The organism is Nonomuraea sp. CX421, assembly GCF_059358955.1.
On record NZ_JCADBK010000011.1, the window covers coordinates 183,197 to 203,781 of the forward strand.

Here is a 20,585-nt window from a genome sequence, read left to right on the forward strand (position 1 = left end):
GGGAGTATGGGCGGTATGTCGCGGGGAGCGCAACTACCTGTGTCGGGATCGTGACCTAGAGGAAGATGGGACTCCAAGGGAGGGAGCGGGATACATGGGTGGTTCCGTGCCCCACTCCTGGACGGGCGCCGGGGCCGCCGGCAGAGGCCGCTGGACGGGCCCGGTGAGGTGCGCCGGCCGCTGGGTGACGAGCCTGCGCCGCTCCAGCCGGGCGTCCAGCTCGGCGTCCTCGTGCAGTTCCTTCGCCGACGGCGCCAGGATGACCATGAGCAGCATGGTCAGCGTGATGAGGGAGATCACGGTCATCAGGGGCACCAGGAAGTCGAGCGCGTCGGCGCCCGGCAGGACTCCCGGCTCGGCGTGGGGGGTGACGACCATCGCGTACATCCCCGTGTAGTGCATCCCGGCCACGGCCACACCCATGACGAGCGCCGCCCCGGTGATCCAGATCGGCTTCCTGACCCGCAGGGTGAACCAGAGCGCGACGGTCGCGGCCACCACGGCGATCACCACGGAGGCGGCCACGATCCTGCGGTCGTAGGAGACGTGCGCGGACATGTTCATCGCGTACATGCCCAGGTAGTGCATGCTGGCCACGCCCAGGCCGGTGAGCGCGCCGCCGCCGAGCAGGGCGAGCGGCCGGCCCCCGCCGTAGGAGACGAGGAACAGGCCGGTGCCGACGACCACGATGGCCACGACCACGGAGGCGGCGGTCAGCGGCACGTCGTACCTGATCTGGGTGCCCTCGACCGCGAAGCCCATCATGGCGACGAAGTGCATGACCCAGATGCCCGTGCCGCCGATGGAGACGGCCGCGCCGAGCAGCCAGCGCACCCGCGCGCCGCCTCGGGAGGCGTGCGCCTGGGCGGTCAGCCGCAGGCCGAGCATGCACCCCAGGCACGACATCACGTAGGCGAGCACGGGCGTGAGCGGGCCATGGGTGAAGTGATTCACAACCGACATTCGTCAAAGCTTCCTTGCGATAGGGGTCTCCGTGATCTTGCCAGCCGCCCTGTCCGATTCATATGGATATCTCGACTATCTGTCAATTTTCTCTGTCGGGAAGGTGAAAAGTCCTCCAGCATGACAAAGCGAGTGCGGGGGCGGAGGCGGACTAAACTCCATAGGTCGCGGCGTTGCTTCTAACGCCCGTATCCCCGTCTTCCCCCGGAGGTTCAGCCATGACGACGATGTCCGCCCTGGGCGAGCCGTGCGTTCTGCTCAAGCTGGGCGAGATCGTCCTCAAGGGCAAGAACCGTGAGCTGTTCGAGCGCCGCCTGATCAGCAACATCCGCGAAGCGCTCCAGGAGCTCGGACTCAAGGTCGACGTCCGCCGCCGCCACGGAGTCGTCGCGATCTTCCTGCCCCCGGGCGCCACCGTCGAGGAGTCCGAGGCCGTGGCCCGGCGGGTCGCCGACGTGCCCGGGCTGGTCTGGATCCACCCCGCCTGGCGGGTCGCCAAGGACCCCGACTCGGTGCTCAAGGCCGGCATCGAGCTCTTCCGCGACCGCGAGGAGGTCAAGCGCGGCGCGGCGTTCGCGGTCCGCTCACGCCGCCGTGACAAGCGCTTCCCGATGCGCTCCAACGAGCTCGACCGGTTCGTCGGCGGGGCCATCAACGACGAGTACGGCCTGCCGGTCGACCTGCGCCACCCCGAGCTGACCCTCTCCATTGAGGTCGACCGCGACGAGGTGTTCGTCTTCACCGGGGGCATCCCCGGCCAGGGCGGGCTCCCGGTCGGCAGCAGCGGCCGGGCCCTGGTGCTCATGTCCGGCGGCATCGACTCGCCGGTGGCGGCCTACCGCATGATGCGGCGCGGCCTGCACGTCGACTTCCTGCACTTCTCGGGCATCCCCTTCACCACGTCCGAGTCGATCTACAAGGCCTACGCGCTGGTCAGGAAGCTCGACCGGTTCCAGGGCAGGTCGAGGCTCTGGGTGGTGCCGTTCGGCAAGGCCCAGCAGTCGATCCGCTCCTCGGGCCAGGACCGGCTCGCGGTGATCGCGCAGCGGCGGCTCATGCTCAAGACGGCCGAGGAGGTCGCCCACCGCATCCGCGCCTCGGCGCTGATCACCGGTGACGCGCTCGGCCAGGTCTCCTCGCAGACCCTGACCAACATCACCGCCCAGGACCACGCGGTCGAGCTGCCGATCCTGCGGCCGCTGATCGGCTGGGACAAGACCGAGATCATGGCCGAGGCGCGGCGCCTCGGCACGCTGGAGATCTCCGAGCTGCCCGACGAGGACTGCTGCAGCCTCCTGGCCCCCAAGCGGGCCGAGACCCGCGCCAAGATCGAGGACCTGAAGCAGATCGAGAAGCGGCTCGACGCCGAGGAGCTGGCCGTCCAGCTGGCCGACTCGATCCAGGAGTACACCCTCTGACACCAGGCCCCCTCCACCCGGCGCCGGATGGAGGGGGCGGACGGCCCGCCGTCAGGCGGGCTGCGCCACCGCGGCCGACTTGCCGAGGAGCGCCGGGAGGTCGCGCATGACCCCCGCCAGCTCCTCCAGGTCGCCGTCGATCAGCGCCTGCGGGCCGTCGCACAGCGCCAGCTCGGGCTGCGGATGCACGTCGATGATCACGCCGTCGGCGCCGACCGCGATGGCCGCCCGGGTCAGCGGCAGCACCAGGTCACGCCGGCCGCCCGAGTGCGACGGGTCGACGATCACCGGCAGGTGCGACAGGCGCTGGGCGACCGGCACCGCCGAGACGTCGAGGGTGTTGCGGGTGGCGGTCTCGAACGTGCGGATGCCCCGCTCGCAGAGCACGATGTCGAGGTTGCCGCGCTGCGCGATGTACTCGGCGGCCATCAGCCACTCCTCGATGGTGGCGTTCATGCCGCGCTTGAGCATGACCGGCCGGCCCGCCGTGCCGACCGCCTGCAGCAGCGCGAAGTTCTGCGCGTTGCGGGTGCCGACCTGGAGCATGTCGGCGTAGGACGCGACCAGCTCCACGTCCTGCGCGTCGACGACCTCGGTGACGATCGGCAGCCCGGTCTCCTCGCGCACGTCGGCCAGGATGCGCAGTCCCCGCTCGCCCAGCCCCTGGAAGGCGTACGGCGACGTGCGCGGCTTGAACGCTCCGCCGCGCAGCAGCGTCGCCCCCGCCGCCCTGGCCATCAGCGCAGCGTCGAGCGTCTGCCCCGGCGTCTCCACCGCGCACGGCCCCGCGATCAGCGTCACGGTGTCGGGACCGATCGGCACCCCGCCCACGTGCACGGTCGAGCGCTCCGGATGGTTCTCGCGGCTCACCAGTTTGTACGGCGTCGACACGCGCATCACGTCGCGTACCCCGCCCATGCCCCGCAGGCCGGCCGCGTCCAGCTGGGTCACGTCACCCACCAGACCCACGATCGTGCGCCGCACGCCCCTGCTCACGAACGCCTCCACGCCGGCCGCCTGGACGACGGTGACGACCGACTCGATGTCGACTGGGGTGGCCTCCGGGCCCATCACGATAACCATCTGCTCTTTCTCCTCCGGAAACGCGAGAAGGCCCCGGGTCCTTAACGGACCCGGGGCCTTCTGTTCGCCTGTCTGCTGGTCAGCGCAGCGTCAGGTGGCGAACGGACTCGGGTCCGTCGCCATACCAAAACTGGAACGCCTTGCGCATAGCGCCCAAGAATAGCGCACCCAACCCGGGCGCGAACCGGGGGCGGCGCGATGGCAGGATGGCTCACGACCACGAGAGCGTGCGATTGGAGTGATCGTGCAGGAGCCGCGCCTGCCCCCAGGCCAGTACGTCCCGCGCGGCCGTCCCGTGATCCACTACGGCAGGGTCCCCCAGTTCAGGCCCGACAGCTGGGACTTCCGCGTCTTCGGTGCCACCGCCTCCGGCGAGGAGCACCGGTTCGCCTGGGACGACTTCGAACGGCTGCCCCGCGCCGACGTGGTGGCCGACTTCCACTGCGTCACCAAGTTCTCGCTCATGGGCGTCGAGTGGCGCGGGGTGAGCCCCGCCACCATCCTCGACCTCGCGCCACCCGACCCGGGTGTCCGGCATGTGATGATCTGGGCAGAGTACGGCTACAGCGCCAACCTCAGGATGTCCGATTTCACCGCACCCGGCACCCTGTTCGCCATGGAGGTCGACGACAAGCCGATCAGCCTCGACCGTGGTTTTCCGCTGCGGATCGTGGTGCCCCACCTCTACGCGTGGAAGAGCGTCAAGTGGGTGCGCGGCATCGAATATCTGCTGGAGGATCGGCGGGGCTTCTGGGAGGAGCGCGGCTACCACAACGTGGCCGACCCGTGGCGCGAGCAGCGTTACTCCTACCAGGAAGAACCCGGCGAGGGCCCTCCGTAGGGTTTCCGCCCGCACACGGTCCGTGGCCCGCTACGGTTGCCCGCATGCTGACCACCGCATGCGTGGTGCTCTCCTCCTTGACCTTCGTCCTCGGCTACGGCCTTGCCCGGGTTTCGCGGCGCGGCCCCCGGGCGTCCGGCCGCCGGTCCAAGGACGAGGCGACGTTCACCACGCTGCACCTCGCCGCGATGGCCGCCCCGGCACTGCGGACGGGGCTGCACCGCGACTCTGCCCGTCACGCCGTCCGCCACCTGCGCGCCCTGCTCGGCACCCACGCCGTCGCCATCACCTCGACCGACGCGGCGCTGGCCTGGGACGGGCCGTGCACCGACGAGGTGCTCACCTACGCGCGCACGGCACTGGCGGCCGGCCGGGCGCAGGTGTTCGCCGGCGAGCCGTATGGAGCGGTGGTGGCGCCGCTGACCGTGGACGGCACGATCGTCGGGGCGCTGGCCGCGTTCGACGACGAGCTGAGCGCGGGGCTGGTCCGCACCGTCACCGAGGTGGCCGGCTGGGTGTCGGGGCAGCTGGAGCTGGCCGAGCTCGACTCGTCGCGCCGCCGCGCGCTGGAGGCGGAGATGCGGGCGCTGCGGGCCCAGATCTCGCCGCACTTCGTCTACAACGCGCTGACCACGATCGCGTCGTTCATCCGCACCGACCCCGTGCGCGCCCGCGAGCTGCTGCTCGACTTCGCCGACTTCGCCCGCTACGCGCTGCGCCGGGCCCACGACTTCACCACCCTGGCCGACGAGCTGACCTGCGTCGACCGCTACCTGCTGCTGGAACGTGCCAGGTTCGGCGACCGGCTGCGGTTCAGCCTCCAGGTGGCGCCGGAGGTGCTGCCGGTGCCGGTGCCGTTCCTGTGCCTGCAGCCGCTGGTGGAGAACGCCATCAAGCACGGCATGGGCAGCCGGGGCGGCAGCGGCGAGGTGCGCGTCGTGGCGCGTGACGCGGGCCCGGAGGCGCACATCTCGGTCGAGGACGACGGCGCCGGCATGGACCCCGAGCAGGCCCGCCGGATGCTCGACGACGATCCCCGGCGGGAGGGCAACGGCATCGGGCTGGCCAACGTGGACGTGCGGATGCGGCAGATCTACGGCGAGGGCTACGGCCTCGTCGTGGAGACGTCGCTGGGCGCGGGCACGAAGGTGCGGCTGCGCGTACCCAAGACTCAATTTAGCTCTCTGTAGCCAAATCTTTACGCGACGTTGGCATGTCCCTTGTGACCTTGGTGTTCATGCGGCAGCGTAGGACCCATGCTGCGTCTGCTGGCCGTTGACGATGAAGTGCCCGCGCTGGAGGAGTTGGCATATCTCCTGCGCCAGGACGGCCGGGTCGAGCACGTCGCGACCGCCTACGATGGGGTCAAGGCGCTGCAGGACATGGTCCAGATGATCGGCACGGGCGAGCGGCTCGACGGCGTGTTCCTCGACATCCGGATGCCCGGGCTCGACGGGCTCGACCTGGCCAGGCTGGTGGGCGGCTTTCCCAGCCCGCCGCGGCTGGTGTTCGTGACCGCGCACGAGGAGTGCGCGGTGCAGGCGTTCGAGCTGGAGGCGGTCGACTACCTCCTCAAGCCGGTCCGGGCCGAGCGCCTGGCCGAGGCCGTGCGCAGGCTGGAGGCCGCCGCGGCTCCCTCGGCCGAGCCGGGCCGCGACGACGTCATCCCGGTCGAACTGGGCGGCCGCACGAGGTTCGTGCCGCAGCAGTCTGTCCTGTTCGTCGAGGCCCAGGGCGACTACGTGCGGCTGCACACGGTCGACGGCAGCTATCTCCTGCGCATGTCGCTGGCGGCGCTGGAGCGTCGCTGGGCCGAGGCGGGCTTCATCAGGGTGCACCGCAGCACCCTGGTCTCCGTGCGGCACGTCAACGAGCTCAGGTTCGAGGGCGGACGGGTGACCCTGACCGTGGGCACCGAGACGCTCCAGGTCAGCCGGAGGCACAGCCGCGAGGTGCGCGAGCTCCTGGTCCGCCAGCACCGCAGCGTCATCTCCTGAGCGTCATCTCCTGAGCGTCATCTCCTAGAGCCGATTCCGCGCCGCCCGGCGGGCGGGTGTGAAGCGGGTGGCGCCGGGTCCGCGCCCTCGATCCTGGGGCCTTTGCCGTGATGGTCGCGATGTCCCTGGTCACGCCGGGGCGGCTGGTGCGCTGAATCGGGTATCCCTCGTGACCTCCATGCGTAAGGTGTGCGCGAGCCCCGTAATCGACCGTTCGTCGAATCAGAAGGACCGTTCATCGCGTACACACTCTCCGTATGCCGCTGACTACAGACCGTTCGACGCGCTGTGAGCCAACGGGGTTTCGCCTTCAAGATCGCGACCGTAGTGTTTCGGCATCGGAAGCCACCCGGGGCATCGGGGGACCGGGCCGAAAGGCCCGCGTGATGCTCCGGTTCCACGGTGACCATGCTGGTCACCACGGTTGTCGGGCCCTTGACCGGGGGGTAGGGCCCGCCTGCCGGTTACGTGAAGGGGCGCCCGCAGCGGCCGCGGAGACTCGGCGGCGATCCGGCCTTCCGGGGGCGGTCGGATCGCCGGCGCGGGCGCCCCGACACGACGGCGGATCAGCCGGGCGGGCGGCGGAGCACCTGGACACGACGGCCGATCAGCCCAGCGGTCGGCGGATCACTCCGGCACGACGGGCGATCGCCGCCGGGTGGCCGGTCAGCTGTCGCGCAGTGACTTGAGCAGCTCGATGTCGGCGCGGTGCTTCTCGGCCTTGCCCGGCGTCTCGATGCAGATCGGCACCCCCGCCACGGCCGGATGGCGCATCAGCGCGGCGAACGGCGCGGTGCCGATGTGGCCGGCGCCGATGTTCTCGTGGCGGTCCTTCTTGGACCCGCACACGTCCTTGGAGTCGTTGGCGTGGATCAGCTTCAGCCGGCCCGGCGCGATCCGGTGCAGGAGGTCGAAGGTCTCCCGCACGCCGCCCTCGGCCGCCAGATCGTGGCCCGCCGCGAAGGCGTGGCAGGTGTCGAGGCAGACACCCGCGCGCGGGTGCCAGTCGAGCGCCGCGAGGTAGGGCTCGAGATCCTGGACCGTGGCGCAGAGCATCGCGCCCTGCCCCGCCATCGGCTCCAGCAGCAGGTCGGGCCCGCCCTCGGGGATCTCGTCGAGCAACGGCAGCAGGTGCTCGCGCACCTGGCGCATCGCGTCGTCACGTGACCCGGTGACCGCCGATCCGGTGTGGACCACCACCCCCTTGGCTCCCGTCTCGACGCCGCGGCGCAGCGTGTGGCGGACCAGCGCGACGGAGCCGGCCAGGGTCGCGGGGGTCGGCGAGCCGAAGTTGGCCAGATAGGGGACGTGGACGAAGGTGTCGACGCCCGACTCGGCCAGCTTGGCGTCCTCGTCGGGCCGGCCGGCGGTGAGGGCCCACGCGCGCGGGTTGGTGACGAACACCTGGATCATCTCGGCGCCGATCTCGGCCATGTACTTCAGGCCGCCCGTCGCGAGGCCGCCGGCGACGAGGACGTGCCCGCCGATGAGAGAGGTCAGGGTCATGGTGGGTGACAGTCTAGGCGGCTCGTGCCGGCGTCCGCGCAGGTGGTGGGCCTGCCCGGGGGCGGCGCTTGGAGCATGACACGAAAAGTCCTGGCCAACCGGTTGCGCAGTTCAGAGTTCTTACGGATGGACCGGGCACGACGGGCATGTGTGTACTTCTGGCATGCCCAACACGCTCACCGGTCTGGCCGCCTTCAACGCCCGCGAACCGGCCGAGGCCGAGCGGGAGCTGCTGACCTGCTGCGCCTCCCGCGTCTTCGCCCGGACGGTCGCGGCCGGCCGTCCCTACCGCGACCCGGCCGGGCTGGCCGCCGCCGCGGACGCGGCCGTACACGACCTGACCTGGCCCGAGGTGCTGGAGGCGCTCGGCGCGCACCCGCGCATCGGGGAGCGCGCGGCCGGCGCGGACCGGGAGTCGGCGTGGTCGCGGCAGGAGCAGTCGGGCGTGCGGGACGACCTGCGGGAGGCGCTCGCCGAGGGGAACCGCGCCTACGAGGAGCGTTTCGGTCACGTCTACCTGATCTGCGCCACCGGCCTGTCCGGCGGCCAGATGCTGGACAGGCTGCGCGAGCGGCTGGAGCACGACGACGAGACCGAACGCCGCACGGTCCGCGACGAACTCGCCAGGATCACCCGGCTGCGGCTGGCCAAGCTGCTCGGGGAGGCGCCGTGAGCTTCTCGACCCATGTGCTGGACGCCGTCACCGGCCGCCCCGCCGCCGGCGTCGGCGTACGGCTGGAGCACGACGGGCGGGTCCTGGCCGAGGGCCGCACCGACGACGACGGACGGCTCAAGGGCTGGCAGCCGGGGGCCGGAGTCCACCGGGTCGTCTTCGACACCGGGGCCTACCTCGCCGAGACCTTCTACCCCGAGGTGGTCGTCACCTTCACCGTGACCGACCCGGACCTGCACTATCACGTGCCGTTGCTGCTCAGCCCGTACGCCTACTCCACCTACCGAGGGAGCTAGATGTCGATCATCCTGGGCCCGAACCGCTACGGCAAGGCGGAGACCAGGCTCGTCCGCGTCGTCAGGGACGGCGCGGTGCACCACCTCAAGGACGTCAACGTCAGCTCGTCGCTCTCCGGCGACATGGAGGCCGTCCACCTGACCGGCGACAACGCCGCGGTGCTGCCGACCGACACGCAGAAGAACACCGTGTACGCCTTCGCCGGCAAGCACGGCGTCGGCCAGATCGAGAACTTCGCGCGGCTGCTGGCCGGGCACTTCGTGGACACGCAGCCGGCGATCCGGCACGCCCGGGTGGAGATCGAGGAGTACTTCTGGGCCCGGATCCCCGTCTCCGGGCACTCGTTCGTGCGGGCCGGCGGCGAGGTGCGCACCTGCGTGGTCCACCACGACGGCGACGGCCGCACCACGGTGGTCTCCGGGCTCAGGGACCTCGTGCTGCTCAACACGACCGGGTCGGAGTTCCACGGCTTCGCGGTCGACGAGTACACCACGCTCCAGCCGACCTCCGACCGGGTCCTGGCCACCGCCGTGACCGCCCGGTGGCGGCACGCGAGCGCCCCGGACTCCTTCGGCGAGTCCTACACAGAGGTACGGCGGTGCCTGCTGGAGGCGTTCGCCGGGACGCACAGCCTGTCGCTCCAGCAGACGCTGTACGCCATGGGCAAGCGGGTACTGGACACCTGTGACGGGATCTGCGAGGTCCGGCTGGAGATGCCGAACAAACACCACTTCGCGGTGGACCTGTCGCCGTTCGGGCTGGACAACGCGGGCGAGGTGTTCCACGCGGCCGACCGGCCGTACGGCCTGATCGAGGGCGGCGTGCTGCGCGAGGACGCCCCCGACGCCGGATTCGCCTGGGAGTAGCGATGGACTTCTTGCGCCCCACGACGTGGGAGGAGGCGCTGGCCGCCAAGGCGGACCAGCCCGAGGCGGTGCCCATCCAGGGCGGCACCGACGTGATGGTCGAGATCAACTTCGATGTGCGCCGGCCCGTGGCGCTGCTGGACCTGGGCAACGTGGCCGAGCTGCGGACCTGGACCCTGGCCGACGGCGTCTGCCGGGTCGGCGCCGCGGTGCCGTACACCAGGATCATCGACGAGCTGGGCGAGGCGCTGCCGGGGCTCGCGCAGGCGTCGCGGACGGTGGGCTCGCCGCAGATCCGCAACCGCGGCTCGGTCGGCGGCAACCTGGGCGCGGCCTCGCCCGCGGGCGACAGCCACCCGCCGCTGCTCGCCGCCGGCGCCGTGGTGGAGGTCGCGTCACGCGACGGCGGCGTCAGGATGATCCCCGCCGACGAGTTCTACCTGGGCGTCAAGCGGTCGGCGCTGCGGCCCGACGAGCTGATCCGGGCCTTCCACCTCAGGCCCGCCACCGGTCCGCAGTACTTCTCCAAGGTCGGCACCCGCAACGCCATGGTCATCGCGGTGTGCTCGTTCGCCGTCGCGCTGCACCCCGGGGAGCGGCGGGTCGGCACCGGCCTCGGCTCGGCCGCGCCCACGCCGCGCAGAGCGGTGGAGGCCGAGGAGTTCCTGGGCCGGGAGCTCGACTGGGACTCCCGGCTCGACCCGGCGCTGCTCGGCCGGTTCGGCGAGCTGTGCGCCGCGGCGGCCGCGCCGATCGACGACGTGCGCGGCACCGCCGCCTACCGCAGGCACGCCATCGCCGTGCTCGCCCGCCGCACGCTCACCTGGGCGTGGAACGACCACCGAGGAAGGAGGGCCGCCTGATGCGCGTCACGTTCACCGTCAACGGCCGCGAGCAGGTCGCCGACGACGTGTGGGAGGGCGAGAGCCTGCTGTACGTGCTCCGCGAGCGGCTCGGGCTGCCCGGCTCGAAGAACGCCTGCGAGCAGGGTGAGTGCGGATCGTGCACGGTCTACCTGGACGGCACGCCGGTCTGCGCCTGCCTCGTCGCCGCCGGGCAGGCCGAGGGCCGCCGGGTGCGCACCGTCGAGGGGCTCGCCGAGGGCGACCGGCTCGACCCGGTGCAGGAGGCGTTCGCCGAGTGCGGGGCCGTGCAGTGCGGCTTCTGCACCCCCGGCCTCGTCGTGCAGGCGCACGACCTCATCGAACGGGTCGGACAGCCCTCCGACGCCGACATCCGCGAGGCCCTGGCGGGCAACCTGTGCCGCTGCACGGGGTACGAGAAGATCCTCGACGCGGTACGGCTGGCGGCGGCGCGGAAGGCGGCGGCCAGGTGACCGGCGTGGCGGCCGGAGCCGTACTGATCGAGAACGTGTACGTCGCGCCGGTCGCCGGCCCCGAGATCGAGTCCGGATATATCCGGATCGAGGGGGACCGGATCGCCGCCGTCGGCCCGATGACGGACCTGCCCGGTGCCACGGGCGGCGCCATGGACGGTGCCACGGGCGGTGCCACGGACCTGACGCGGATCGACGGCACGGGGTGCCTGGCCACGCCCGGACTGGTCAACACCCATCACCACCTCTACCAGTGGGCCTCACAGGGCCTGGCGCAGGACGCGACCCTGTTCGAGTGGCTGGTGGCGTCGTACGAGGTGTGGGCCGCGATGGACGCCGAGGTCGTCAGGGACGCCGCGCTCGCCGGCCTCGGCCATCTGGCGCTGTCCGGCTGCACGACCTCCAGCGACCATCACTACCTGTTCCCCAAGGGCCGGGGCGACCTGTTCGCGGCCGGTGTGCAGGCCGCCCGCGAGCTGGGCATCCGCTTCCACCCGGCGCGCGGCTCGATGGACCGGGGCGCCTCGCGGGGCGGGCTGCCGCCCGATGTCGTGGTCGAGCGCCTCGACGAGATCCTCGCCGCCACGGCTGACGCGATCGACGCCTACCACGACCCGTCGTTCTCCTCGAAGCTGCGGGTGGCGGTCGCGCCCTGCTCGCCGTTCTCGGTCAGCGCCGACCTGATGACCAAGGCCGCCGAACTGGCCAGGGACAAGGGCGTCCGCCTGCACACGCACCTGGCCGAGACGCTGGACGAGGAGAGGCTCTGCCTGGAACAGGCGGGTGTGCGGCCGGTCGACTACATGGAGAAGCTCGGCTGGCTGGGGCCCGACGTGTGGTTCGCGCACACCGTGCACCTGAGCGACTCCGACATCGACCGGTTCGCCGCCACCGGCACCGGCTCGGCGCACTGCCCCAGCTCCAATGGGCGGCTCGGCGCGGGCATCGCCAGGGTGTCGGAGATGCTGCGGCGCGGCGCGAACGTCGGCCTCGGCGTCGACGGCGCCGCCTCCTCCGAGCTGACCACCTTGTCCGGCGAGATGCGGCAGGCGCTGCTCTTCCAGCGGGCGAGGTACGGGCCCACCGCGCTCACCGCCCGGCAGGCGCTGGAGCTGGCCACGCTCGGCGGCGCCCGCAACCTCGGCCGCCAGGACGAGCTCGGCACGCTCGAACCGGGCAAGCTGGCCGACATCGCGCTGTGGCGGGTCGATGAGCCCTTCGCGAGCGCGGTGACCGACCCCGTCTGCGCGCTGGTGTTCGCGACGCGCCAGCCGCCCCTGGCCCGCCTGCTGGCCGGGGGTGAGACGCTGGTCGAGGACGGCGAGCTGCGGACCGTCGCGCATGACGCCGCCGGACGGGCGGGCGCCCGGGCGCACCGCCGCCTGCTGCGCCTGGCCGAAGACCGAGGGGTCGCCACCACCGGGAAGGTCCGACCGTGATCGGGCAGGCCGGGCCGCGAGCACGCCACGCTGACCACGCCCAGGGCGGGCCCGCGGTGCCTCGCCGACGGCGGGCGGGGCGTAGGCGCGACCGGCCGGAGACGCCGCGGGCCGGGGTGTGATGATGAAGCGGCAACGGCACGCCCGCTCGCACCTGGGGCGCGCCCGCCCGCTGTCCGCCCGACGCGTGGGAGTACCTAGTGGTTGATCATGTGCTGGTCGCCCCGGACAAGTTCAAGGGGTCGCTGACGGCGGCCGAGGTGGCGGCCAGGGTGGCGGCCGGGCTCGGCGTCCCGGCGGTCGAGCTGCCGGTGGCCGACGGCGGCGACGGCACTGTGGACGCGGTCGTGGCCTGCGGCTTCACCCGGATCACCCGCGAGGTGACGGGGCCCACCGGCCGGCCGGTCCAGGCCGCCTACGCCTGGCACCCCACCGGCGAGCCCGCCGATGACCGGCCTGCCGGATCGGCACCGCCACCCACACGCGATGTCGACCGGCCCTCGCGCGATGTCCGGCCGCCGGTGCGGGACGCCCGGCCTCCCGCTCCTGACGTCCGGCCGTCCGCGCGGGACGCACGGCCGACCGCCGTCATCGAGCTCGCCGAGGCGTCCGGTCTGCGGCGGCTGCCCGGGGACCGGGAGCCGCTCACCGCCACCAGCTACGGCACCGGCGAGCTCATCGCCGACGCCGTCGAGCGGGGCGCGCGACGTGTCGTGCTCGGCCTCGGCGGCAGCGCGTGCACCGACGGGGGAGCGGGCATGGTCCAGGCTCTCGGGGCGCGGCTCCTGGACGCGGAGGGCAGGGAACTCGGCCCGGGAGGGGCGGCCCTCCGCGAGCTGGACCGCATCGACCTGGCCGCCTTCCCGGACGTCTCCGGCGTGGAGTTCGTGGTGGCGAGCGACGTCGACAACCCGCTTCTGGGCCCCCACGGGGCGGCGGCCGTCTACGGTCCCCAGAAGGGGGCCACCGCGGACGACGTCAGGATCCTGGAGGCCGCCCTCGGCAGGCTGGCCGCCGTCGCCACCCGGACCCACGGCCTCGTCGGCGCCGTCGAGCACGACGGCGCGCCCCGGCCCATGGGCGTCGCCGGAGCCCCGGGAGCCGGGGCCGCCGGCGGGGTCGGCTTCGCCGCCCTCGCCTTCCTGCGTGCCGACATCCGTCCCGGCATCGACTACCTCCTCGACCTGCTGGGCTTCGGTGAGCTCGTCCAGGGCGCCCGGCTGGTGATCGTCGGAGAGGGGTCGCTGGACGAGCAGTCGCTGCGCGGCAAGGCCCCGGTCGGGGTCGCGCAGGCGGCGGCCAAGGCGGGGGTCCCCGTGGTCGCGGTCTGCGGGCGCCGCACCCTGTCCGACGCCGAGCTCCAGGTGGCCGGCATCAAGGCGGCGTACGCGCTCACCGACCTGGAGCCCGACCCGGTCCGCTGCATGGCCGAGGCCGGGCCCCTCCTGGAACGCCTGGTGGCCCGCCTGGCCGCCGACCGCCTGTGACCGGTCCTGACCGTCACCTCCGAGAGGAAGCCATGACCCCGTACGACCTGGTGGTCCGATCGCGGCGGGCCGTGCTGCCCGAGGGAGAGCGCGCCGCGGCGGTGGGCGTGCGGGAGGGGCGGATCGCGGGGCTGCACGAGTACTCCGCGGAGCTGGAGGCGGCCGAGGACGTCGACCTGCGCGGCATCGCGCTGCTGCCCGGCCTGGTCGACACGCACGTGCACGTGAACGAACCGGGCCGTACGCACTGGGAGGGCTTCGCGTCGGCCACCCGCGCGGCGGCGGCGGGCGGGGTCACCACGATCGTCGACATGCCGCTCAACTCGGTCCCGCCCACCGTGGACGTCGTGGCCCTGGAGGCCAAGCTGCGCGCCGCCGAGGGGCGGTGCCACGTCGACACCGCGTTCTGGGGCGGCGCGGTCCCCGGCAACCTCAAGGACCTCCGGCCGCTGCACGACCGGGGGGTCCGCGGCTTCAAGTGCTTCCTGTCGCCGTCGGGGGTGCCGGAGTTCCCGCCGCTGGACGAGGCGGGGACGAGGCGGGCGCTGGAGGAGGTCGCCGGGTTCGGCGGGCTCCTGCTGGTGCACGCCGAGGACCCGGCGCTGCTGACCGAACCCGGCGGCCCGACGTACCGGGAGTTCCTGGACTCGCGGCCCGGCGCTGCCGAGCGCGGCGCGGTCGAGCGGGTGATCCGGCTGGCCGGGGAGACCGGCGCCCGGGTGCACATCCTGCACGTGTCCAGCGCCGACTGCCTGGAGGCGCTGGCCGCCGCCCGCGCCGACGGGCTGGCGATCACCGCCGAGACCTGCCCTCACTATCTGACGCTGACCGCCGAGCAGGTGCCCGAGGGCGACACCAGCTTTAAGTGCTGCCCGCCGATCCGCTCGGCGGCCAACCGCGACCGGCTCTGGGACGGCCTGGTGAGCGGCGTGCTGAGCTGCGTCGTGTCCGACCACTCGCCCTCGCCCGCCGACCTCAAGGTGCCCGACTTCGCCGCCGCCTGGGGCGGTGTCTCCTCCCTGCAACTGGGCCTGTCCGCCGTCTGGACCGAGGCGTCCCGGCGGGGGTACGGGCTGGACGACGTGGTCCGCTGGATGTCCACGAATCCCGCCGCAATAGCCGAAATTTCGGGGAAAGGCGGGATAAAACCTGGTAATGACGCCGACCTGGTCGCCTTCGACCCCAGAGCCGCCACCTCGGTCGACGCCCACCGCCTGCACCACCGCAACCCCGTCACCCCCTACCACGGCCGCACCCTCAAGGGCGCCGTCCTGACCACCTGGCTGCGCGGCCGGCCCGTGGACGACGAGCCGCACGGAACCCTGCTGCTGGGAGAGCGCTAGATGGCCGGCTTCACCGCACTGCCCGACCTGGCCCTGCGTACGCTCGGCGGCTCGGTCGTGGCCGCCAGCGACGAGTCGTTCGCCGAGAAGGAGAGCCTGATCCGCCCCGGCCGGCCCGGCTTCCAGGCGGCCACGTTCGGCAGCAAGGGGCAGCTGTACGACGGGTGGGAGACCCGCCGCCGCCGCGAGCCGGGCCACGACTGGGCGATCGTCCGGCTCGGTGTGCCCGGCGTGATCCGCGGCGTGCTGATCGACACGGCCTGGTTCACGGGCAACTACCCGCCGTACGCCTCGGTGGAGGGCACGACGGCCGGCGGCCACCCGTCACCCGCCGAGCTCCAGGCCGCCGAGTGGACGGAACTGGTGCCCAGGTCGGGCCTCAGGGGCGACGCCGAGCACGCCTTCGAGGTGACCGACGAGCGCCGCTACACGCACGTACGGCTCGCCATCCACCCCGACGGCGGGGTCGCCCGGCTGCGCGTGCACGGCGAGGCCCGCCCCGACCTGTCCGTCTACGACGGCCTCGGCCTCGACCTGGCCGCGCTCCAGAACGGCGCCCTGGTCACCGCCTGCTCCGACGACTTCTACTCCTCGCCGAACAACGCCATCGCCCCCGGCCTGGCCCGCCACCAGGCCGAAGGCTGGGAGACCGCGCGCCGGCGCGACGGCGGCAACGACTGGCTGGTCATCCGGCTGGCCGGGCGGGGCCGGGTCCGGCTGGCCGAGATCGACACCACCAACCTGCTGTTCAACGCCCCCGGCGCGGTGTCACTGACCGGCCTCGACGGCGACCGCGAGATCGGCCTGCTGCCGAGGACCCGGCTGCAACCCGACACCCCGCACCGCTTCCGGATCGAGCACACCGACCCGGTCACCCACGTGCGCGTCGACATCCACCCCGACGGCGGTTTGGCCCGGGTGCGGCTGCACGGCCACCTCGCCTGAACTCGCGCACCGGGCCGGGCTCACTGCCAGAGGTAGACCACCGAGCCCGGCGGCCGCTCGCTGTTGGGCATCGGCCGCTGGAACTGCACCACGCCGCCGTTGCCGAGCCTGCGCACCTTGACCTTGAAGCCGAGCTGCTCCAGCTCGGCCTTGGCGTCGCGGACGTTCTTGCCCATCACCTGGGGAACGAGCCGGAACTCCTGGTCGTCACGGCCCTCGTTGTCACCCCGGAACCAGTCCCAGAAGTCGGTCTGGCAGCGCGCCACCGTGATGGTGGCCGCCGAGCCCGGGTCGACCTCCGCGTTGACCTTGGGCGACTGCGCGATGACCGTGCACGGCTCGGCGTCGTCGTCGACCTCGTTGACCTGCACCTGGAACCCCTGCTGCTGCAGGTAGCCGGCGGCCTGGTCCTTGGGCATCCCGCCGACGTCGGGCATGACCAGGCCCGCGCTCACGTAGATGGCGACCTTGGAGTCCTCCTTGACCTTGTCGCCCACCTGCGGCGAGGTGCGGATCACCTTGTTGCGCTCGATTTGCTGGCTGGGCAGCCGCCTGACCGTGCCGACCTGCAGCCCGGCGCGGGCGATGGCGTCGCGGGCGTCGCTCTCGGACATGCCCTCGACCTTGGGCACCAGCACCCGCTTGGGACCGAGCGAGGGCACCAGCGTGATCGTCGCGCCCCCCTCGACCTCCTGCCCGGAGACCGGGGCGGTGCTCAGCACCAGGCCCTCGGCCATCTTCTCGTCGTGCTGGCCCGGCGCCTTGCGCACCTGGAAACCGCGCGCGATCAAGTTGCTCTCGGCCACCGAGACGTTCTTGCCCACCAGGTTGTCGGGCACGGCGACGAGCTTCGTCTGCGAGAAGTACCAGCCGGTCAGCCCGATCGCCACCACCATGACGGCGGCCAGCGCGACCAGGAACCAGTTGGGCCGGAACCCGGCCCGCCGGTGGCCGGTCGGCGGCGCCTGCGCGGGCACCTCGACGCGCGGCTGGATGAGCGTGTGGGCAGGCGCGACCTGCGGCATCGAGTGGGCCCGCGAGTGCGCCCCGGACTGCTGGGAGACGGGCGGGTGAGAGACGGGCGGGTTGGTCAGGCGGGGCAGCATCCGGTGCGCGTCGACGGCCGCCACGAGCATGGCGGTGGCGTCGGCCGGGCGGTCGGCCGGCTCGCGGGCCGTGGCGTGCGCCACCAGCGTGTCGATCAGCGGCGGCACGTCGGCCACCAGCGACGACGGCGCCGGGACCCGGTCGTGAACGTGCCGGTAGGCCACCGACATCGGCGTCTCGCCGTCGTAGGGCTGCTGCCCGGTCACCAGCTCGAACAGCATGATGCCCGCCGCGTAGACGTCGCTGCGCACGTCGGCGCCGCCGGTCATCACCTGCTCGGGCGACATGTAGCCGATCGTGCCGATCATCACGCCGGTGCGGGTCTGGTTGGTCGCCTCGATCGCCCTGGCCAGCCCGAAGTCGACGACCTTGATCCGGCCGTCGTCGGTCAGCAGGACGTTCTCGGGCTTGACGTCGCGGTGGACCATCCCGGCCTGGTGGGCCGCGCCCAGCGCCGCGAGCACCGGGATCATGATCTCCAGTGCCTCGCGGGCGGGCAGCCGCCCCCGGTCGCGCAGGGTGTCGCGGAGCGTCCGGCCCGGAACGTACTCCATCGACAGGTAGACCACGTCACCGTCGGTGCCCTGGTCGAAGACGTGCACCACGTTGGGGTGCGAGAGACTGGCCACCGATTTGGCCTCGCCGATGAACCGCCGCACGAACGCCGGGTCCTCGGCCAGCGAGCGGTGCATGACCTTGAGCGCGACAGTACGGTCCAGCCGGATGTCCAGCGCCAGGTAGACGGTGGCCATGCCGCCCCGCGCGATGCGGGACTCGATCCGATAGCGCCCGTCGAGCAGCCGCCCTACCAGGGGGTCAGCAGTCGTCGTGTCCACCCGGCTGAGTTTACGGGCGATTTGCCACCCGTAGGGCCTGACCACCCGAAACCGATGCCGAGACGTGGCCCTCCTTTACCCCTGTTTCACGGGCCCACCGGCGAGGACGCCTCCGCGTAGCGGCGGCGGGGGATGCGGCCCGCCAGCCGGGCGAGCCGGCCCGCCTCGACGGCGCCCTTCATGGCCGCCGCCATCAGGTCGGGCCGCTGCGCCCGGGTGACCGCGGTGGCGAGCAGCACGGCGTCGCAGCCGAGCTCCATCGCCAGCGCGGCGTCGCTCGCCGTGCCGATGCCGGCGTCGAGGATCACCGGCACCCCGGCCGCCTCGACGATGAGCTCGATGCTGTGCGGGTTGCGGATGCCCAGGCCCGAGCCGATGGGCGCGCCGAGCGGCATCACCGCCGCGCAGCCCGCCTGCTCCAGCCGCCGCGCCAGCGCGGGGTCGTCGCCGATGTACGGCAGCACCGTGAACCCGTCGGCCACCAGCCGCTCCGCCGCGTCGAACGTCTCGATCGGGTCGGGCAGCAGGGTCCGCTCGTCGGCGATCACCTCCAGCTTGACCCAGTCGGTGCCGAGCGCCTCCCTGGCCAGCCGGGCGGTCAGCACCGCGTCGCCCGCCGTGAAGCAGCCCGCCGTGTTGGGCAGCACCTTGATGTCGCGCCTGCGCAGCACGTCGAGCACCGAGCCGCGCGCGGCCGGATCGAGCCGCCGCATCGCGACCGTCGTCAGCCGCGTGCCGGAGGCGACGAGCGCCCGGTCGAGCACCTCGAGCGACGGGGCGCCGCCGGTGCCCATGATGAGCCGCGAGGAGAACTTCTCCCCGGCGATGATCAGGTCATCCACCTTGCACCGCCGTGAGCACCTCGACGCGGTCGCTGTCGCTCAGCGCGGTGGTCTCCCACGTGCCGCGCGTCACCACCTCGTCGTTGACGGCCACCGCCACGCCGGTCGTGGCGCTGGTCAGGATGCGTACGGCCTGCGCCACGGTCGTGCCGTGGGGCAGCTCGCGAGCGCTGCCGTTGATCGTCACCTTCATCGTTCCTCCGTGTGCGCGGTCGCGGCCCGGCCCGGGGTGGCCGGCCGGGGGGCCCATGCGGCGTCGGTGCTCTCGGTCTCTTCTGTGGTGCCGCCGTCGGTGCCGCCGCCGGTGCCGGGAGTGCCGGCGTCGTCGAATCGCGCGGGGGAGCACAGCGCGGCCAGCTCGGTCTCCTCGCCCAGCAGGATGGCCGCCGTCAGCGGCGCCAGCAGCACCCCGCCCCGGTGGTGACCGGTGGCCAGCACGAGCCCGGGGACGGCGCTCGGGCCGATGATCGGGACGTTGTCCGGGGTGCCCGGCCGCAGCCCGGCCACGATGTCGGCCACCTCCAGCTCGGTGACGCCCGGCACCAGCTCCCGGGCGTCGCGCAGCAGCTCGTAGAGCCCGCCGGCGGTCACCCGCGTGTCGAACCCGAGCTCCTCCTGGGTGGCGCCGACCACCAGCTCGCCGTCGCCGCGCGGCACCAGGTAGACGGGGGTCCCGTGCACCGTGCCCCGCACGCACCGGCCCAGCAGCGGCTCGGCGGAGCGCAGCCGCATGATCTGCCCCTTCACCGGACGTACCGGGACGGCGGCCAGCTCGGCGCTCCACGCTCCGGCCGCCAGGACGACCCGCTCGGCCCGGATCTCCGCGGGCACGCCCGGCGGCTCCAGCCGTACGCCCGCGACCGTGTCACCGTCGTCACCGTCGCGCAGGAGCTCGCTCACCCGGGCCCGCACCAGGGGGACGCCCCGCCGTTCCAGGGCGGCGAGCAGCGCCGCCGTGACGCGGCGCGGATCGACCCAGGCGTCGCCCGGCGCCAGCAGCCCGCCGCGCACCGACGGTGCCAGCATCGGCTCCAGGCGGCGGCACTCGCGCCCGGTCAGCCGCTCGACCGGCAGCCCCAGCTTCTCCATGTACGCGGCCAGCTCGTCCAGCGCGGCCAGGTCGTCGGCCCCGAACGCCACATCGAGGGTGCCGTCGGCGCGCAGGTCGAGCCCGATCCGGGCGGCCTCGGCCGGGTCGCCGGCCGGCTCGAACCCCGCGTCGGCCGCCAGCTCGGCGGCGAACGACGGCCAGCCGCGCAGCGAGGCCGCGCCCAGCCGGAGCAGCGGCTGCTCGGTGTAGGCGACCTCGCTGACCGGCGCCAGCATGCCCGCCGCCGCGTGCGAGGCGCCCGTGGCGGGGGCCGGATCGACCACGGTCACGTCCTGGCCGGCCCGGCTCAGCCGCCAGGCCACCGAAAGCCCGACGACGCCGCCACCCACGATCAGATCCATTCGCGCTCCCTTCGCCGGCATGATCCGGATCAGGTGTCTTGCGGTCGAAGGCCCGGTGCAGCCTTCCTCTCAGCCCGGTCACGGCCGGACTCCCGCGCGTCATGCGCCTTCCACCCTAAGGCCTCGGCGCGACGGGCCGGCACCGCCCCCGTTA

20 protein-coding genes and 1 riboswitch are annotated in these 20,585 nt (G+C 72.8%); of the genes, 13 read left to right on the top strand and 7 right to left on the bottom strand.

From position 1 onward, the window contains the following. Positions 1-33 precede the first annotated feature (33 nt). On the bottom strand, positions 34-963 hold the full coding sequence (locus tag AC5L3X_RS21515; RefSeq protein ID WP_494859105.1) for an MHYT domain-containing protein: 930 nt from the start codon (positions 961-963) through the stop codon (positions 34-36). A 218-nt stretch (positions 964-1,181) separates the two neighbouring features. Between AC5L3X_RS21515 and thiI the strand changes: the two genes are divergently transcribed. Further along, positions 1,182-2,381 carry a tRNA uracil 4-sulfurtransferase ThiI gene (gene thiI, locus AC5L3X_RS21520; protein ID WP_494859107.1) on the top strand — a complete coding sequence of 400 codons (1,200 nt, stop codon included), beginning with the start codon at positions 1,182-1,184 and terminating at the stop codon, positions 2,379-2,381. 51 nt (positions 2,382-2,432) lie between these two features. Here the strand turns inward: thiI and aroF are convergent, their stop codons facing one another. After that, positions 2,433-3,464: a 3-deoxy-7-phosphoheptulonate synthase gene (gene aroF, locus AC5L3X_RS21525; protein WP_494859108.1), complete on the bottom strand. Its 1,032-nt coding sequence runs from the start codon at positions 3,462-3,464 to the stop codon at positions 2,433-2,435. Between the two features lie 244 nt (positions 3,465-3,708). On the opposite strand from aroF, the gene AC5L3X_RS21530 reads away from it, so the two are divergent. From AC5L3X_RS21530 to AC5L3X_RS21540, 3 genes are all read left to right on the top strand, one after another. Beyond that, complete coding sequence (locus tag AC5L3X_RS21530) at positions 3,709-4,305, top strand: molybdopterin-dependent oxidoreductase (protein WP_225264281.1); 597 nt, start codon at positions 3,709-3,711, stop codon at positions 4,303-4,305. Between the two features lie 44 nt (positions 4,306-4,349). Continuing rightward, positions 4,350-5,495, top strand: coding sequence for a sensor histidine kinase (locus AC5L3X_RS21535; protein WP_189128677.1), 1,146 nt, complete (start codon positions 4,350-4,352; stop codon positions 5,493-5,495). 66 nt (positions 5,496-5,561) lie between these two features. After that, on the top strand, positions 5,562-6,302 hold the full coding sequence (locus tag AC5L3X_RS21540; protein WP_189128678.1) for a LytR/AlgR family response regulator transcription factor: 741 nt from the start codon (positions 5,562-5,564) through the stop codon (positions 6,300-6,302). A gap of 666 nt (positions 6,303-6,968) precedes the next feature. Here the strand turns inward: AC5L3X_RS21540 and AC5L3X_RS21545 are convergent. After that, on the bottom strand, positions 6,969-7,808 hold the full coding sequence (locus tag AC5L3X_RS21545) for a deoxyribonuclease IV (RefSeq protein WP_189128679.1): 840 nt from the start codon (positions 7,806-7,808) through the stop codon (positions 6,969-6,971). A 163-nt stretch (positions 7,809-7,971) separates the two neighbouring features. On the opposite strand from AC5L3X_RS21545, the gene uraD reads away from it, so the two are divergent. From uraD to alc, 9 genes are all read left to right on the top strand, one after another. Further along, positions 7,972-8,481 (top strand): 2-oxo-4-hydroxy-4-carboxy-5-ureidoimidazoline decarboxylase, encoded by a 510-nt coding sequence (gene uraD / locus AC5L3X_RS21550; protein ID WP_494859111.1) that lies wholly within the window; start codon positions 7,972-7,974, stop codon positions 8,479-8,481. Continuing rightward, positions 8,478-8,777, top strand: a complete 300-nt coding sequence (gene uraH / locus AC5L3X_RS21555) for a hydroxyisourate hydrolase (protein WP_189128681.1) — start codon at positions 8,478-8,480, stop codon at positions 8,775-8,777. The genes uraD and uraH overlap by 4 nt, the downstream gene beginning before the upstream one ends. After that, on the top strand, positions 8,778-9,644 hold the full coding sequence (pucL, locus tag AC5L3X_RS21560; protein WP_494859113.1) for a factor-independent urate hydroxylase: 867 nt from the start codon (positions 8,778-8,780) through the stop codon (positions 9,642-9,644). A gap of 2 nt (positions 9,645-9,646) precedes the next feature. Beyond that, complete coding sequence (locus AC5L3X_RS21565; protein WP_494859115.1) at positions 9,647-10,507, top strand: FAD binding domain-containing protein; 861 nt, start codon at positions 9,647-9,649, stop codon at positions 10,505-10,507. Further along, positions 10,507-10,980, top strand: a complete 474-nt coding sequence (locus tag AC5L3X_RS21570; protein WP_494859117.1) for a (2Fe-2S)-binding protein — start codon at positions 10,507-10,509, stop codon at positions 10,978-10,980. Before AC5L3X_RS21565 ends, AC5L3X_RS21570 begins: the two co-directional genes overlap by 1 nt. 5 nt (positions 10,981-10,985) lie before the next feature. Beyond that, entirely contained in the window at positions 10,986-12,419 is a 1,434-nt protein-coding gene (locus AC5L3X_RS21575) for an 8-oxoguanine deaminase (RefSeq protein ID WP_494859167.1), read from the top strand. A 200-nt stretch (positions 12,420-12,619) separates the two neighbouring features. Continuing rightward, positions 12,620-13,906 carry a glycerate kinase gene (locus AC5L3X_RS21580; protein ID WP_494859119.1) on the top strand — a complete coding sequence of 429 codons (1,287 nt, stop codon included), beginning with the start codon at positions 12,620-12,622 and terminating at the stop codon, positions 13,904-13,906. A gap of 32 nt (positions 13,907-13,938) precedes the next feature. Beyond that, complete coding sequence (gene allB, locus AC5L3X_RS21585; RefSeq protein WP_494859121.1) at positions 13,939-15,249, top strand: allantoinase AllB; 1,311 nt, start codon at positions 13,939-13,941, stop codon at positions 15,247-15,249. After that, positions 15,250-16,194, top strand: a complete 945-nt coding sequence (gene alc, locus AC5L3X_RS21590; protein ID WP_494859123.1) for an allantoicase — start codon at positions 15,250-15,252, stop codon at positions 16,192-16,194. It begins immediately after the preceding gene. A 20-nt stretch (positions 16,195-16,214) separates the two neighbouring features. On the opposite strand, the gene pknB is transcribed toward alc, so the two are convergent. The 4 genes from pknB to thiO all read right to left on the bottom strand — a co-directional run bounded on the left by pknB (position 16,215) and on the right by thiO (position 20,431). Continuing rightward, positions 16,215-18,137 carry a Stk1 family PASTA domain-containing Ser/Thr kinase gene (pknB, locus tag AC5L3X_RS21595; protein WP_494859125.1) on the bottom strand — a complete coding sequence of 641 codons (1,923 nt, stop codon included), beginning with the start codon at positions 18,135-18,137 and terminating at the stop codon, positions 16,215-16,217. A gap of 86 nt (positions 18,138-18,223) precedes the next feature. Beyond that, complete coding sequence (locus AC5L3X_RS21600) at positions 18,224-18,979, bottom strand: thiazole synthase (protein ID WP_189128687.1); 756 nt, start codon at positions 18,977-18,979, stop codon at positions 18,224-18,226. Then, on the bottom strand, positions 18,972-19,172 hold the full coding sequence (gene thiS / locus AC5L3X_RS21605; RefSeq protein ID WP_189128688.1) for a sulfur carrier protein ThiS: 201 nt from the start codon (positions 19,170-19,172) through the stop codon (positions 18,972-18,974). The genes AC5L3X_RS21600 and thiS overlap by 8 nt, the downstream gene beginning before the upstream one ends. Then, the gene (gene thiO, locus AC5L3X_RS21610; protein ID WP_494859127.1) at positions 19,169-20,431 is read right to left on the bottom strand and encodes a glycine oxidase ThiO; all 1,263 of its coding nucleotides are present in this window, start codon (positions 20,429-20,431) and stop codon (positions 19,169-19,171) included. Before thiO ends, thiS begins: the two co-directional genes overlap by 4 nt. Beyond that, a riboswitch (TPP riboswitch) is annotated at positions 20,421-20,537 on the bottom strand. (Overlaps the previous gene by 11 nt.) Between the last annotated feature and the right edge of the window lie 48 nt (positions 20,538-20,585).